Origin of the sequence: Mycobacterium sp. Root265 (assembly GCF_001428895.1) — a bacterium.
Lineage (GTDB): Bacteria > Actinomycetota > Actinomycetes > Mycobacteriales > Mycobacteriaceae > Mycobacterium.
Genome location: NZ_LMJA01000001.1, coordinates 1 through 15,808, shown reverse-complemented (window position 1 = coordinate 15,808; position 15,808 = coordinate 1). Strand labels below are relative to the sequence as shown.

Genomic DNA, 15,808 nt, shown 5'->3' with positions numbered 1-15,808 from the left:
ACCCTAGAGTGTTCCCATGACGTCACCGGGCGGGCCACGCATCATTGCCGAACAGGGCGGCCTGGTGGTCGCCGAGGACGGCGCGCACGTACTGGTCATCGACCGCGGCAGCGGCCTCACCCAGATCGGGGCGTTCGTGCTGCTGGTGATCACCCTGGTGTTCGGCGGCTTCGGCATCGTGTCGACGTCGATGGCCCTGCGTGGCGGCGAGAGCAACCCGCCGTTGGTCCTGGGCCTGGTGATTCTCGCGGTCGGCATCCTCGCCGCGGCGGCCCTGGCCTTCACCGTCCGCTCACTGCGCCGCATCCGGTCGGCGCCGTTGAGTGCCTTCGTGCCGGTGGCCGTCTTCGACCGCAGCGACGGCACGTACCGGGACGGGGTGGGACAGGTCGTCGGCAGCCTGGAACAGGTGCGCTTCGAGAAGCGGATGCAGATCGGTTCCAGCTCACCGAAGCTGGTGGCCGTCACACCGCACGGCGCCTATGTGCTCAAGCGCGGGAACCCGTTCGGCGGACGCATCCACGGTATGGACGCGGTGCTGTCCACCGCGATCTTCGGCCCGGAGCGCTAACTCAGGCGGCGCAGCACCTCCGCGGCCACCGCATTGATCGCGATGTCGACCTGCTCGCCGGTGCCGAGGTCCTTCACCCCGATGGTGCCCGCCTCGATATCGCGGTCCCCGGCCACCAGTGCGATGGCGGCACCGGAGCGGTCCGCACCGCGCATCGAGGCCTTGAGGCTGCGGTCACCATAGGCAAGATCGACACGAATGCCGTTGGCGCGCAGAGCTGAAGCCAGCTTCGCCAGTTCGAGCTTGGCCGTCTCCCCCAGCGGCACGCCGTACACGTCCACCCGGTTGGCGGCGCCGACGGACTTGCCCTCGGCCTTGAGCGCCAGCACCGTGCGGTCCACGCCGAGCCCGAACCCGATACCGGACAGATCCTGCCCACCGAGCTGACCCATCAGGCCGTCGTAGCGGCCGCCGCCGCCGATACCGGATTGGGCGCCCAACCCGTCGTGCACGAATTCGAAGGTCGTCTTGGTGTAGTAATCCAGCCCGCGCACCATCCGCGGGTTCACCACATAGGGCACCCCGAGCGCGTCCAGATGGGCCAGCACAGTCTCGAAGTGCGCCTTGGCGACATCGGAGAGGTGATCGAGCATCAATGGCGCACCGGCCGTCATCTCCCGGACCGCGGGACGCTTGTCGTCGAGCACCCGCAGCGGGTTGATCTCGGCGCGGCGCCGGGTCTCCTCATCGAGGTCGAGCGTGAACAGGAACTCCTGCAACAACTCCCGGTACTGCGGCCGGCAGGTCTCGTCGCCGAGTGAGGTGATCTCCAGGCGGAAGCCGTCCAGCCCGAGGGACCGGAAGCCACCGTCGGCCACCGCGATCACCTCGGCGTCCAGCGCCGGGTCGTCGACGCCGATGGCCTCCACGCCGACCTGTTGGAGCTGGCGGTAGCGTCCGGCCTGCGGGCGCTCGTACCGGAAGAACGGGCCCGCGTAGCAGAGTTTGACCGGCAGCTGCCCGCGGTCCAAACCGTGTTCGATGACCGCGCGCATGACACCGGCGGTGCCCTCCGGCCGCAGTGTCACCGAACGCTCCCCGCGGTCGGCGAAGGTGTACATCTCCTTGCTGACCACATCGGTGGACTCGCCGACGCCCCGGGCGAACAACGCGGTGTCCTCGAAGATCGGCAGCTCGACATCGCCGTATCCGGCGCGCCGGGCCGCTTCCAGCAGGCCGTCGCGCACCGCCACGAATGCCGCGGAGTCGGGCGGCAGATAGTCGGGCACCCCTTTGGGAGCCTTGAAATCAGTCACAGAGTCAGACCTTCGAGGAACGGGTTGGTTCGGCGTTCGATGCCGATGGTGGATTTTTCGCCGTGGCCCGGTAGTACCACGGTGTCGTCGTCGAGCACCAACAGTTTTGTCACGATCGACGTCAGCAGTTGACGCCCGCTACCGCCCAGCAGATCACTTCGGCCGATCGCACCCTTGAACAAGGTGTCGCCGGTGAAGGCATGCTGCACGATCCCCGCGTCGGCGAGCTCACCCCCGATCCGGAACACCACCGACCCGGGCGTGTGACCGGGCGTGTGGTCCACCGTCACGGTGATATCGCCGAGGTCCAGCTGCATACCGTCGTCGACCAGCTCGATGACCTGGCGCGGTTCGGAGAAGAACGCGGACACCGCGCGCTTACCGAATCCCAGCATCAGCGACTGTGCCCGGCCTGACGCAGTGAGATCCATGATCGGATCGGTGAGCATCGCGCGGTCCTCGGGATGGATGTAGACCGGGCACCCGTAGGTGTCGGCCACCTTCTGGGCCGACCACATGTGATCGATGTGGCCGTGGGTCAGCAGTACCGCCGCCGGGGTGAGCCGGTGTTCGTCCAGGATCGTGCGCAGCCTGCCGAACGCCGACTGACCGGGGTCGACGATGACGGCGTCGGCTCCCGCGTGCGGTGCCAGCACGTAGCAGTTGCACGCCAGCACCCCCGCAGGGAATCCGGTGATCAACACCGGGCAAGTTTCCCACGTCCAGTTTCCCGACCGGTATTCGCGCGGGTCGCACGGCCCGCACTCAGAATCGCCTGGCACACTCGGTGCCGATGTGAACGCGCAGCCGACGCTGCGCAGACCCGAGGAGGACAGCGGCGGTGCCGACCAACGAACAGCGACGGGCAGCGGCCAAGCGCAAGCTCGAGCGCCAACTCGAACGCCGGGAGCAGCGCGCCAAGAGGCAGCGTCTGATCACCATCATCGCCTCGGTGACCGGCGTGCTCGTGGTGGTCGGCGCGGTGGCCGCCACCGTCATCATCACCAACAAGGACTCCGCGACCACCGCCTCGGCCTCCACCACCACCAGCGTCGATCCCGGCGCCCCGCAGCCCGCCGCAGACGGCAAGCTGCCCGCGTTCGTGGCACCGGCCGGTCTCGGCCAGGACTGCCAGTACCCGGCGGCCGCCGAGGCCAGCAGGAAGGTCAACCCGCCGCGAACCGGCGCGATCCCGATGGACGAGGCCGAGATCAGCGTCAGCATGGCCACCGATCAGGGCAACATCGGCCTGATCCTCAACAACGCCCAGGCGCCGTGCACCTCGAACAGCTTCGCCAGCCTGGCCGGGCAGGGCTACTTCAACGACACCCCGTGCCACCGACTGACCACCAGTGACAGCCTGTCGGTCCTGCAGTGCGGTGACCCGACCGGGCAGGGCACCGGCGGTCCGGGCTACGAATTCGCCAACGAGTACCCGACCAACCAGTACCAGCCGGACAACCCGGCGCTGCAGCAGCCGGTGCTCTACCCGCGCGGCACGTTGGCCATGGCCAACGCCGGCGCCGGCACCAACGGCAGCCAGTTCTTCCTGGTCTACAAGGATTCGCAGCTGCCGCCGAACTACACCGTGTTCGGCACCATCGACGAGACCGGCCTGGCCACCCTGGACAAGATCGCCGGCGCCGGGGTGGAGGGTGGCGGCCAGGATGGTCCGCCGGCCACCAAGGTCCAGGTGAAGACGATCCAGCTGGACTGAGTCGATGAGCGTCCCGCCGTACGGGTCCCACCCGCCCGGCTACCCACCGGCCTACGGCTATGCGCCTCCGCCGAGGCCGACCAATGCACTGGCCATCGCCTCGCTCATCTGCGCCTTTTTGCTGGCGCCGCTGGGCATCGTGTTCGGCCACATCTCGCTGTCGCAGATCAAGCGCACCGGGGAGGACGGACGCGGGCTGGCCATCGCCGGCCTGGTGATCGGCTATCTGCTCACGGTGCTGGGGGCGCTGGTCCTGGTCTTCACGTTCGTGGTGACGCGGGCGATCGTCGAGGACATCCGTCAGTACAACCCGAACGCGCCGGGCTACACCGCCCAGCCGGGTATCCCCGCCGAGGCGCTGCCGCCGTTCAAGCCGCCGGCCACCCTGGGCTCCAACTGCCAGTACCTGAAGACCTCGGAGCCGGCCGCCAAGCCGGTGCAGCCGCCGAGGATGGGTCGGGTGCCGACGACCCCGGCGACCGTGACCGGCGTGATCACCACCGACCAGGGGGCGATCGGTGTGCGGTTGAACAACGCGCAGGCGCCGTGCACGGTGAACAACTTCGCCAGCCTGGCCCAGAAGGGCTACTTCAGCGGCACCGACTGTCACCGGCTGACCACGTCTGCCGAGCTCGGGGTACTGCAGTGCGGTGACCCGCTGGGAACCGGCAAGGGCGGACCGGGCTACCAGTTCCCCAACGAGTACCCGACCAACCAGTACCGGCTGACCGACCCCGCGGTGAAGATCCCGGTGATCTATCCCCGGGGCACGCTGGCCATGGCCAATGCCGGCCCCGGCACCAACGGCAGCCAGTTCTTCCTGGTGTACCAGGACTCCGAGTTACCGCCCACCTACACGGTATTCGGCACAATCGACGGTCCCGGACTCGAGGTGCTGGATCGGATCGCCGCCGACGGCGTCGGCGACGGCAGCGATGACGGTAAGCCGGCCACCCCGGTCACCATCGAGAGGGTGCAGGTGCAGTGAACGTGGTGCGTCAGCTGTCCACGAGCTTGGACTGGATGTAGAACTCGACGTTCTCGCCCTCGACCTTGGTGACCTTGACGTTGGCGACGTAATCACCGTCCGGGCCGGTGAACGTGCATTCGAACTCGGTGCCCGCCTCGGCCTTGACGCCGTCCGGGCAGGTGACGTCCTTCGGGGTGAAGCCGGTTTCCTTGGAGACCAGGTCGGTCACCGATTGCGCGGCGCCCTCGGGCTTGATGGTGGACCCGCAGCCGGTGACGACCAGGGCCAGCGACGCAAGAACGATCATGAACGCTGTACGCATCCGCGCAGTATTGCACCTAGGCCGCTGACGTGACCCGATACACGTCGTAGACGCCTTCGACATTGCGCACCACGTTCAGCACATGCCCGAGATGTTTGGGGTCACCCATCTCGAAGGTGAACCGGCTGATCGCCACCCGGTCATTGGAGGTGGTCACCGACGCCGAGAGGATGTTGACCTTCTCGTCGGCGAGCACCCGGGTGACATCGGAGAGCAGACGATGCCGGTCCAGAGCCTCCACCTGGATTGCGACCAGGAACACCGAGGACGGCGACGGGGCCCACTGCACCTCGATGATGCGCTCGGACTGGTCTTGCAGCGACTGCGCATTCGTACAGTCGGTGCGGTGCACGCTGACACCGCCGCCGCGGGTGACGAACCCCATGATGACGTCGCCAGGTACCGGGGTACAGCACTTGGCCAGCTTGGTCAGCACTCCCGCCGCACCCGGCACCGAGACGCCGACGTCATCGCTGGTGCGTTGGCGCACCGGCATGGTCGCCGGGGTCGAGCGTTCGGCGATCTCGTCCTCGGCCTCTTCGTCACCGCCGAGTTGAGCCAGCAGCCGCTGCACCACGTGGCGCGCCGAGGTGTGCCCCTCACCGACCGCGGTGTAGAGCGCGGAGACGTCGGCGTAGTGCAACTCGCGCGCCAGCGCGCTCATCGAATCGCCGTTCATCAACCGCTGCAACGGAAGTCCGCCGCGGCGCACCTCCTTGACGATGGCGTCCTTGCCGGCTTCCAGTGCCTCTTCGCGGCGCTCCTTGGCGAACCACTGCCGGATCTTGGCCTTGGCGCGCGGTGACACCACGAAGGTCTGCCAGTCCCGTGACGGCCCGGCGTTGGCGGCCTTGGAAGTGAAAACCTCGACCTGGTCCCCGTTTTCGAGTTTGCGTTCCAGCGCCACCAACCGGTGGTTCACCCGGGCTCCGATACAGCGGTGGCCCACCTCGGTGTGCACGGCGTAGGCGAAGTCCACCGGCGTGGAACCGGTGGGCAGGGTGACCACGTCGCCCTTGGGGGTGAAGACGAAGATCTCCTGCACGGCAAGGTCGTAACGCAGCGATTCCAGGAACTCGCCGGGGTCCGCGGCTTCCCGCTGCCAGTCCAGCAGTTGGCGCATCCAGGCCATCTCGTCGATCTCGGACGATGTGCTTCCCGCCGGTAAGCCGTTGCGCCCCTTGGCTTCCTTGTAGCGCCAGTGCGCGGCGATACCAAACTCGGCGGTGTCGTGCATCTCGTTGGTGCGGATCTGCACTTCCAGGGGTTTGCCCTCCGGGCCGATCACCGTGGTGTGCAGCGACTGGTATACGCCGTAACGCGGCTGGGCGATGTAATCCTTGAAACGGCCCGCCATCGGCTGCCACAGCGAGTGCACCACACCCACGGCGGCATAGCAGTCACGCATGTCGTGGCACAGGATCCGCACGCCGACCAGGTCATGGATATCGTCGAAGTCGCGGCCCTTGACGATCATCTTCTGATAGATGGACCAGTAATGCTTGGGCCGGCCCTCCACCGAGGCGTTGATCTTCATGGCGGCCAGCGAGGAACCGATCTCGGCCCGCACCCGGGCCAGGTAGGTGTCGCGCGACGGGGCGCGATCGGCCACCAGTCGGACGATCTCCTCGTACCGTTTGGGGTGCAGGATCGCGAACGACAGATCCTCCAGCTCCCATTTGACGGTCGCCATCCCCAGCCGATGGGCCAGGGGCGCAATGACTTCCAGGGTTTCACGAGCCTTGCGGGCCTGCTTCTCCGGCGGCAGGAAACGCATGGTGCGCATGTTGTGCAGCCGGTCGGCGACCTTGATCACCAGCACCCGCGGGTCACGCGCCATCGCGATGATCATCTTGCGGATGGTCTCGCCCTCGGCGGCACTGCCCAACGCGACCTTGTCGAGTTTGGTCACGCCGTCGACGAGGTGGCCGACCTCGCTGCCGAAGTCGTCGGTGAGGGCCTCCAGCGAGTACCCGGTGTCCTCGACGGTGTCGTGCAGCAGCGCAGCGACCAGCGTGGTGGTGTCCATGCCCAACTCGGCCAGGATGTTCGCCACGGCGAGCGGATGAGTGATGTAGGGATCACCGGAGCGGCGCAACTGGTCGGCGTGGCGCTCCTCGGCGACGTCGTAGGCGCGCTGCAGGATCGCCAGATCGGCCTTGGGGTGGAACTGCCGGTGCACCGCGACCAGCGGTTCGAGCACCGGGTTGACCAGGCTGCGCTGCGACGTCATCCGCCGCGCCAGCCGCGCGCGCACGCGTCGCGACGCGCTGATCTTCGAGGTGTCCGGCGGGGTGGTCTCGCCCGCAGGCGCGGGCGCGACGACCTGTCCGCTACCGGAATCGTCCGCCACGTTCACCTCCCAGCCGGTTGGAGTTCTGCGCCTGAAATCCGACAATAGTCCTCAGTCGGTGATGAGGCTGGTGACCTGTAGTGGTTGCACTGCGGCGCGTCCGTTCAGAGCGGACAGTTCGAGCACCACCGCCGCGCCTGCCACCCGGGCACCGCCCTTTTCCAGCAGCCGCGCCGCCGCGGCCAGCGTGCCGCCGGTCGCCAGCACATCGTCGATCACCAGAACGCTGCGGCCGGCCAGATCGATACCGTCGGCGGGGATCTCCAGCGTGGCCGACCCGTACTCCAGGTCATATTGCACGGTGTGCACCGGGGGCGGCAGCTTGCCACCCTTGCGGACCGCGAGCACTCCGGTGCCCATCTTGAGTGCGACCGCGGCGCCCAGCAGGAATCCGCGGGCGTCCACCCCGGCGATCAGATCCACCCCGTCGGCGACCTCGGCCAGTGCGTCGGTGACCACGGCCAGTCCACGCGGGTCGGCCAGTACCGGCGTCAGATCCTTGAAATCGACGCCGGGGATCGGGAAATCGGCGACATGACGGGTCAGGGCGCTGATGAGCGCGGCGGCTTCCTGCCGGATGTCGCTCACGTCAGGGGGCCAACGGGCGTCACGTCAGCGACCATCGGTCCATGTTCCATCCTGCTCCCCATCGGGTCGGGTTACTGCTCACGGCGGTCACCTGCTTGGAGGTCAGCAGGGTGCGCTGCTGACGGTACAGCGGCAGCGTCGGGACGTCGGCCCACAGGATCGGCCCGCTCTCCCCCAGCAGACGTGCCTGCTCCTTGGGGTCAGCCGTCACCACCAGCGCGTCGATGATCCCGTCGACCCGCTCATTGCTGTAGCCGGACAGGTTGTTGCCGTTACCGGTGTGCAGGTCGTAGGCGTCCAGGCTGGACGAACCCGTCGAGCCGCTGCCCGGGGCGCCGCCGGTGCTCGCGATGAGCACGTCGATGGTGTTGTCGCGCAAGCTGAGCGGGCCGACGGAATCACCGGCGGCCTCGGTGACGGTGATCCCCGCTGCGGCGCAGGCCTGGGCGATGGCGCCGACGGTGGCGGCCAGCCGCGGGTTGGGGCTCTGATAGCCGATCCGCACGGTCAGCGGCTGGTTGTTCAGCGCCTGGCGGGCACCCTCGATGTTGGCGACGCTGAACTGCCCTGCCTCCCCCGCACTTTCGGCGGCCGACACGGCATCCTCGGTGGTCGGGCTGAGCCGGGCGTTCGCGATCGGCACCTGCGCGTTGCGGGCGATGGTGTCCCGCGGCGTGCACAGCGACAGGGCGCGCCGCGCCGGCGGGGCGGCCATCGGCCCCTGCGCCGAGTAGATCAGCTGCTCGATACCCGCCGAGGCGGTATCGGTGCGGGAGTACCCCGCGGGCAGGTTCAGGGTCCCCGACGATCCGGCCGAGATGTCGACGACATCGAAGGACCCGGAGTTGATCCGGTCCTGGATGTCGGCGCCGCGCGCCCACACCGTGACCCGAGGCGCCGCCGGTTTGGCGCCCCACCACTTGTCATTGGCCACCAGCACGACCGCGCCGTCCTCGGTGACGGAGTCGACCTTGTAGGGGCCCGAGGACGGTAGCCGTTTCACGTCGGTGTCGGTGCTCAGGTCCCAGGTCGAGTTCCAGGCCCGCGCAATACGTTCCAGGGCGCCGACATCACTGGTCTGCACGGCGGTGGTGACCCCGCCGTCGCCGAGGGCCAGCTCATCGGCCAGCACATGGGACGGCAGCATCGCGGTCGCCCCGAACAGCTGGCCGTAGTCGACGACGGCGCGATCCTGGGCGAAGGACACCCGGGCCTTCTTCTGGCCGGGCACACAGTCGATCGTGGCGATATCGCGGTAGCCGGCGGTGCTCGCGGCGTCGAAGGCCGGGAACCGGCCGGACTGCGCGGCCCAGGTGAGCACCATGTCGTCGCAGGTGATCGGTTTGCCGTCGGAGTAGACGGCATTGGCGTTGATCTCGTAGTCGAGCACCAGCGGCGCCCGGCCGACCACCGAGACCGTGCCGTAGTCGCGGTCGCTGACGATCTGACCGTCCGGGCCGCGGTAGGTGAACCCGGTGAGCACCCGCGCGAAAGCCTGCGGGCCACCGGATGCGGCGCCGGCCACCGAGTTGGTGTTGTAGGTGCTCAGCGATCCGTCGACGGCGTAGTCGATGACATCGTCGGACCCGGACGAGCAGCCCGCCAGCACCAGCCCCAACGACAGCGACAGCGCGGCCACCGCCGTGCCGGTCCGCTGGATCACAGGGCGGGACACTACGTCCGCCGTTTGCCCGACGGTCGGGTGGGCCGGTTCGGGCGCGCGCCGGGGGCCGGCTTGTCGGGTGCCGGCGCCGCGGGCGCGGCGGTCGCGCTCACCGTGTCCTCGGCGACGTCGACATCGGATTCGTCGTCGGTGTCGACATCGGCGCCGGTCTTGGCGGCTGCCGCCGCGCGACGGCGCAGCACCCGCTTGGTGTGCTTGCTCACCAGATCGGTGCGTTCCCGCAGGCTCACCAGCAGCGGGGTGGCGAAGTAGATCGACGAGTAGGTACCCACGAGGACGCCGACCAGCTGCACCAGCGCCAGGTCCTGCAGGGTGCCCACGCCGAGCAGCCAGACCGCGATGACCATCAGCGCGATGATCGGCAGCGCCGAGATGAGGCTGGTGTTGATGGAGCGCATGAAGGTCTGGTTCACCGCGAGGTTGGCCTGTTCGGCGAACGTCCGGCGGGTGGTGTGCTCGAACCCGTCGGTGTTCTCCTCCACCTTGTCGAACACGATGACGGTGTCATAGATCGAGAAGCCGAGGATGGTCAGCAGCCCGATGACGGTCGCCGGGGTGACCTCGAAGCCCACCAGCGCGTACACCCCGGCGGTGACTATCAGGTCGAAGAACATGGCGGCCAGCGCGGCCAGCGCCATATATCTCTCGTAGCGCACCGTGATGTAGATGGAGACGAGCACCAGGAACACCACCAGCGCGATGAGCGCCTTCTGGGTGATCTGCCCGCCCCATGTCGAGGACACCGCCGAGTCACTGATGGCGAGCTTGCTGGGTTCGCCGTTGGCGCCCTTGGGCGCGAACGCGTCGAACAGCGCCACCCGCAGCTTCTCGGTGTCCTCGTTGGACAGCGTCTCGGTGCGGATCTGCACGGTGGCCGACGGGCCGTTGCCCACGATGACGACCGTCTCGGGCGGCTTGCCCAGCGCCTCGTTGTAGACCGTCTCGACCTGTTCGGTGGTGGCCTGGGCCTTGGCGCCGTCGACCGGCATCGAGACCTTGGTGCCGCCCTCGAAATCGATACCGAAGGTGAAGCCGCGCAACAGCATCGCCAGCAGTGAGATACCGACGATCACACCACTGATGCCGTACCAGAGCTTGCGCTTGCCGATGACCTCGAAGGCACCGGTACCGGTGTAGAGGCGCACGAAGAAGCTGTGCTTGACCTGTCCCGGCGCGGTCGACTCGACGGCGCCGGACTCGGTGATCTCACCGGAGGAATGTTTGGCCGACATCGGCTAACCCCGTCCTGTCGAAGGAACGGCACGCCGCTCGCGGGCGATCTGCTGGACCGCACCGAGCCCGTTGTAGGCCGGCTTGGCCAGCGTGGCCGACTTGGAGGACAGGTACACCAGCGGCCACGTCACCAGGAACACCACCAGCACGTCCAGGATCGTCGTCAGGCCCAGCGTGAACGCGAAGCCCTTCACCTGGCCGACGGCCAGGAAGTACAGCACCGCGGCGGCCAGGAAGGTGACGGCGTTACCGGACAGAATCGTCTTGCGGGCGCGGGCCCAACCGCGCGGCACCGCCGACCGGTACGAGCGGCCCTCACGGATCTCGTCCTTGATGCGCTCGAAGAACACCACGAACGAGTCGGCGGTCGTGCCTATACCGATGATCAGACCCGCGATGCCTGCCAGGTCGAGCGTGTAGTTGATGTATCTGCCCAACAGCACCAGCAGCGCGTAGACCATCGCGCCGGCCAGGATCAGCGACAGCGCGGTCAGCAGTCCGAGCACCCGGTAGTAGAGCAGTGAATAGAGCAGCACCAGCGCCAGGCCCACCGCACCGGCGATCAAACCTGCCTTGAGCGAGGTCAAACCCAATGTGGCCGAGACGGTTTCGGCTTCGGAGGACTCGAAGGACAGCGGCAGCGAACCGTATTTGAGGACGTTGGCCAGCTCACGCGCCGAGGAGTCGGTGAACTGTCCGGTGATCTGGGTGCGGCCGCCGGGGATCGCCTCCTGGATCTCCGGGGCACTGACCACCTGCGAGTCGAGAGTGAAGGCGGTCTGGGTGCCGACGTTCGCGGCGGTGAAGTCGGCCCACGTCTTGGAGCCACCGCTCTTGAACTCGACGTCGACGACGTAATCGCCGCGCTGCTGGTCCAGTCCGGATCCGGCGGTCTTGATCTCTTCACCGCTCATGATCGACTTGTCGAGCAGATACACGGTGTTGTGATCGACCGAGCAGGTGACCAGCGGCAGGTTGGGATCGTCGTTGCCGGCGAGCACATCCTCTTCGTTGCAGCGGGTGGCCTGGAATTGGAGCGCCAACAACTGAATGCTCTGGTCGGTGCTCTGCCGCAGCTGCTTCTCATCGGCGATGCGCTGCGCCAGATCGGCCTTCTCATCCGGCGCGCCAGGGGCGGCCGGAGGCTGACCGGGAGCCGGAGGCTGACCGGGCGCGGGGGCCGGTGCGGGCGACGGCGTCGGTGACGGCGCAGGCTCCAGCGGGTAGGGCCGCGGCTGCGCCGCAGGCGGCGCGGGGGCGCCCGGCTCGGCGGCGGGCCCGCCGGGAGTGCGGATGGGAGCCTCGGGTTCGGCCGGCGCCAGCAGCGGCGGCATCCCGGGATCGCCGCCCGGCGGCATGCCGGGCACACCCGGTGCCCCGCCGGGTGGTTGCGCGGCCGGATCGCCGGGAGCCTGCGCCGGCATGGCGTGGATCACCGGTCGGATGTAGAGCCGCGCGGTCTGTCCGAGGCTGCGCGCCTCGGAGCCGTCATCGCCCGGAACGGTGATGACCAGGTTGTCGCCGTCGATGATGACTTCCGAGCCCGAGACGCCGAGCCCGTCCACGCGTGAGCTGATGATCTCCTGCGCCTGCAACAACGAGTCCCGGCTGGGCTGGGATCCGTCCGGTGTGCGCGCGGTGAGGGTCACACGGGTGCCGCCCTGCAGATCGATACCCAGCTTCGGTTCGGCCTGCTTGTTCCCGGTCAGGAAGACCAGCAGGTAGACGCCGACGAGGAGGACCAGGAAGAGCGACAGATAGCGGGCAGGGTGGACCGGCGCCGAAGACGAAGCCACGGTTCTTGGGTCTCCTTGAAACGATCAGGGGCGGGGATACGCAGCACTGCTCGACTACACGATTGTGCAGCGCTACCGGGAGGGTACGCGGTGAAGCTGAGTCAGTTGCTGTCAGTCTTCGGTGTCGGCCTGTCGGTCAACTCGACGGCGCCGGACTCTTCTTCGTAGCTGTCGGTCTCGTCGTCTTCGTACTCGTCGTCGTCGGCATCCTCGATGCGGTCCCGCACGGCGAGCTTCATCCAGGTGGTGACGACGCCGGGGGCGATCTCGATGTCGACGTGGTCATCGGTGATGCCGGCGATGGTGCCCTGCAGACCCGAGGTGGTGTGCACGCGATCGCCGATGGTCAGCGACTCGTGCAGATCGATGGTGGCCTGCATGGCCTTCTTCTGCCGACGCGACGCGAAGAACATGAATGCGCCCATGATCAGGATGAGGGGCAGGAATACGACGAGATCCATGAAACTGCTGTCCTTCGCGGTTGTTCAGCGGGTACGGCACACCAGTGTGCCATTACCGCTGCTCCCCTCCGCCCGCTCACCCCTGCAGCCGAGGGCGGCGCAGTGCGGCGCAACACATCCGCCGACGGGTGCTGAGCCAACCGAATTCGTGGCACAATACGTGTCAATACACGCATTCCGTAGGTGTATCCCTTACCAGCAGTGGTTTTCACCCGCATCCGCGGCCAGCGGATTAGGGTTTAGCCCCACCCCCCGCATCAGGAGTCAGCCGTGACTGCCGTCGAACAGACCCGCCATCTCGCCACCGCCATCCCAGGACCGAAGTCGTCGGCCCTGATCGACCGCAAGGCCGCCGCGGTGTCCCGCGGGGTCGGTACCACGATGCCGGTCTATGCCGCCCGCGCCGGGGGCGGCATCGTCGAGGACGTCGACGGCAACCGGCTCATCGATCTGGGCTCCGGTATCGCGGTCACCACCATCGGCAACGCCGCACCCCGGGTGGCCGAAGCCGTCGCCGCCCAGGCGGGCGAGTTCACCCACACCTGTTTCATGGTCACGCCCTATGAGCAGTACGTCGACGTCTGCGAGCACCTCAACCGGCTGACACCCGGGGGCGGCGAGAAGCGTTCGGCACTGTTCAACACCGGCTCCGAGGCCGTCGAGAACGCCATCAAGATCGCCCGCTCGTACACCCGCAAGCAGGCGGTGGTGGCCTTCGACCACGCCTACCACGGCCGCACCAACCTCACGATGGCGCTGACCGCGAAGTCGATGCCCTACAAGAACGGGTTCGGCCCGTTCGCGCCCGAGATCTACCGGGCGCCGCTGTCCTATCCCTTCCGGGACGCGGAGTTCGGCAAGGAACTGGCCACCGACGGTGAACTGGCCGCCAAACGCGCCATCAGCGTGATCGACAAGCAGGTCGGTGCCGACAACCTGGCCGCGGTCATCATCGAACCCATCCAGGGCGAAGGCGGATTCATCGTTCCCGCCCAGGGCTTCCTGGCCACCTTGCTGGCCTGGTGCCGGGAGAACGACGTGGTGTTCATCGCCGACGAGGTGCAGACCGGGTTCGCCCGCACCGGCGCCATGTTCGCCTGCGAACACGAGGGCATCGAGCCGGACCTGATCGTCACCGCCAAGGGCATTGCCGGCGGGCTGCCGCTGTCCGCGGTCACCGGGCGCGCCGAGATCATGGACGCCCCGCACGTGTCCGGGCTGGGTGGCACCTACGGCGGCAACCCGGTCGCCTGCGCGGCGGCGCTGGCCACCATCGAGACCATCGAAGCCGACGGGCTGGTGGAGCGGGCGGCTGCGATCGAGACGCTGATGAAGGGTCGGCTGCATCAGCTGCAGGCCGATGACGACCGCATCGGCGATGTGCGCGGCCGCGGCGCGATGATCGCCGTCGAACTCGTCAAGCCCGGTGGCCTGGAGCCCGACGCCGATCTGACCAAGGCGCTGTGCGCGGCCGCCCATGCCCAGGGCGTCATCGTGTTGTCCTGCGGCACCTACGGCAACGTGCTGCGCTTCCTGCCGCCGCTGGCGATCAGCGACGAACTGCTCAACGAGGGACTCGACGTGCTGGCGGCAGCGCTCAAGGAACTGGCCTAGTGTCCTGAGTCATTAATTCGGGTGCAGTAGTTGGCGATGCTGGCCAGGATTTGGTCGGCGGTTTTGGTCCAGACGTAGGGCTTGGGGTTGTCGTNCCCCCGCCACGACGGACTAGTGTCCTGAGTCATTAATTCGGGTGCAGTAGTTGGCGATGCTGGCCAGGATTTGGTCGGCGGTTTTGGTCCAGACGTAGGGCTTGGGGTTGTCGTTCCAGGTATCGATCCACGCGCGGATATCGGCGTTGAGTTGTCGGACCGAGGTGTGGGTGCTGCGGCGCAGTTTCTTGGTGGTCAGTTCGGCGAACCAGCGTTCGWCGAGGTTGAGCCATGAGGAACTGGTCGGGGTGAAGTGCAGGATGAATCTGGGATGGTGTGTCAGCCAACGCTTTACCGCAGGAGTCTTGTGTGTGGAGGCGTTGTCGAGGACCAGATGCACGTCGAGATCATCGGGGACCTCGGCGTCGATCTTCTTGAGGAACGCCAGGAACTCGGTGGCCCGGTGGCGTGAGTGCAGGGCGCCGATCACTTTGCCGCTGGTGAGGTCGAGGGCGGCATACAGGCTCGAGGTGCCGTGGCGGATGTAGTCGTGGCTGGCACGCGCCGGTGTGCCGGGCAACATCGGGAACACCGGTTGGGTCCGGTTCAGGGCCTGGATCTGGGTTTTCTCGTCCACGCAGAGCACCAGCGCCCGCTCCGGCGGGTTCAGGTACAGCCCCACGACATCGCGGACCTTGGCCACGAACAACGGATCCTTGGACAGCTTCCAGGAGTCCTGTTTGTGCGGAGTCAGTCCGAACGCCCGCCACACCCGCGAGACCATCGATTGACTCAGCCCCAGGTGGGCGGCCATCGAGCGGGTCGACCAATGTGTGGCATCCGGTGGCGTGCTCTCCAGCGTCTTGGTGATCAAGGCTTCGATCTGCGCATCGCCCACCACCCGCGGCCGACCCGGGCGCGGCTCATCAACCAGGCCATCGAGGCGCAACTCGGCGAACCGGTTGCGCCAGCGCCGCACCGTCGACAGCGATAGTTCCAACCGATCAGCCAGCTCGGTGTTGGAGCCACCGTCAGCAGCTGCCAACACAATTCGAGCCCGCATCGCCAGGCCGGCGGCACTGGATCGGCGCCGCGCCCAGCCCTCTAATTCGGCACGCTCGGCGGCAGACAACACAATCTCAGCAGCATGAGGGGTCGGCACAACCCAGATTAACAACTAGATCGTAATTAATGACTCAGGACACTAG

14 protein-coding genes are annotated in these 15,808 nt (G+C 67.4%); 4 read left to right on the top strand and 10 right to left on the bottom strand.

Features of this window, described 5'->3' with window-relative positions; all coding sequences use genetic code 11:
• Positions 1-16 precede the first annotated feature (16 nt).
• Positions 17-571: a hypothetical protein gene (locus ASE48_RS33050; RefSeq protein ID WP_200962026.1), complete on the top strand. Its 555-nt coding sequence runs from the start codon at positions 17-19 to the stop codon at positions 569-571.
• Here the strand turns inward: ASE48_RS33050 and hisS are convergent.
• Positions 568-1,827 (bottom strand): histidine--tRNA ligase, encoded by a 1,260-nt coding sequence (gene hisS / locus ASE48_RS00065; RefSeq protein ID WP_057164977.1) that lies wholly within the window; start codon positions 1,825-1,827, stop codon positions 568-570. The genes ASE48_RS33050 and hisS overlap by 4 nt on opposite strands.
• The gene (locus tag ASE48_RS00060) at positions 1,824-2,531 is read right to left on the bottom strand and encodes an MBL fold metallo-hydrolase (protein ID WP_057164976.1); all 708 of its coding nucleotides are present in this window, start codon (positions 2,529-2,531) and stop codon (positions 1,824-1,826) included. Before ASE48_RS00060 ends, hisS begins: the two co-directional genes overlap by 4 nt.
• Positions 2,532-2,668: 137 nt before the next feature.
• Between ASE48_RS00060 and ASE48_RS00055 the strand changes: the two genes are divergently transcribed.
• Both ASE48_RS00055 and ASE48_RS00050 read left to right on the top strand, forming a co-directional pair.
• A complete protein-coding gene (locus ASE48_RS00055) occupies positions 2,669-3,544 on the top strand; it encodes a peptidylprolyl isomerase (protein WP_057164975.1) in 876 nt (291 codons plus the stop codon).
• A 4-nt stretch (positions 3,545-3,548) separates the two neighbouring features.
• Positions 3,549-4,532: a peptidylprolyl isomerase gene (locus ASE48_RS00050; RefSeq protein WP_057164974.1), complete on the top strand. Its 984-nt coding sequence runs from the start codon at positions 3,549-3,551 to the stop codon at positions 4,530-4,532.
• Between the two features lie 10 nt (positions 4,533-4,542).
• On the opposite strand, the gene ASE48_RS00045 is transcribed toward ASE48_RS00050, so the two are convergent.
• The 7 genes from ASE48_RS00045 to yajC all read right to left on the bottom strand — a co-directional run bounded on the left by ASE48_RS00045 (position 4,543) and on the right by yajC (position 12,951).
• Entirely contained in the window at positions 4,543-4,836 is a 294-nt protein-coding gene (locus ASE48_RS00045) for a DUF4333 domain-containing protein (protein ID WP_057164973.1), read from the bottom strand.
• Between the two features lie 16 nt (positions 4,837-4,852).
• Complete coding sequence (locus tag ASE48_RS00040) at positions 4,853-7,189, bottom strand: RelA/SpoT family protein (RefSeq protein ID WP_442928651.1); 2,337 nt, start codon at positions 7,187-7,189, stop codon at positions 4,853-4,855.
• A gap of 51 nt (positions 7,190-7,240) precedes the next feature.
• Entirely contained in the window at positions 7,241-7,768 is a 528-nt protein-coding gene (locus ASE48_RS00035) for an adenine phosphoribosyltransferase (RefSeq protein ID WP_057165533.1), read from the bottom strand.
• Between the two features lie 28 nt (positions 7,769-7,796).
• Entirely contained in the window at positions 7,797-9,437 is a 1,641-nt protein-coding gene (locus tag ASE48_RS00030) for an ABC transporter substrate-binding protein (protein ID WP_057165532.1), read from the bottom strand.
• Between the two features lie 14 nt (positions 9,438-9,451).
• The gene (secF, locus tag ASE48_RS00025) at positions 9,452-10,693 is read right to left on the bottom strand and encodes a protein translocase subunit SecF (protein ID WP_057164971.1); all 1,242 of its coding nucleotides are present in this window, start codon (positions 10,691-10,693) and stop codon (positions 9,452-9,454) included.
• Between the two features lie 3 nt (positions 10,694-10,696).
• Positions 10,697-12,490 (bottom strand): protein translocase subunit SecD, encoded by a 1,794-nt coding sequence (gene secD, locus ASE48_RS00020; protein WP_057164970.1) that lies wholly within the window; start codon positions 12,488-12,490, stop codon positions 10,697-10,699.
• Between the two features lie 101 nt (positions 12,491-12,591).
• The gene (gene yajC, locus ASE48_RS00015; RefSeq protein WP_057164969.1) at positions 12,592-12,951 is read right to left on the bottom strand and encodes a preprotein translocase subunit YajC; all 360 of its coding nucleotides are present in this window, start codon (positions 12,949-12,951) and stop codon (positions 12,592-12,594) included.
• A 270-nt stretch (positions 12,952-13,221) separates the two neighbouring features.
• On the opposite strand from yajC, the gene gabT reads away from it, so the two are divergent.
• A complete protein-coding gene (gene gabT, locus ASE48_RS00010) occupies positions 13,222-14,565 on the top strand; it encodes a 4-aminobutyrate--2-oxoglutarate transaminase (protein ID WP_057164968.1) in 1,344 nt (447 codons plus the stop codon).
• A 111-nt stretch (positions 14,566-14,676) separates the two neighbouring features.
• Here gabT and ASE48_RS00005 read toward each other — a convergent pair whose 3' ends face one another.
• Positions 14,677-15,762, bottom strand: coding sequence for an IS630 family transposase (locus ASE48_RS00005; RefSeq protein WP_057164967.1), 1,086 nt, complete (start codon positions 15,760-15,762; stop codon positions 14,677-14,679).
• Between the last annotated feature and the right edge of the window lie 46 nt (positions 15,763-15,808).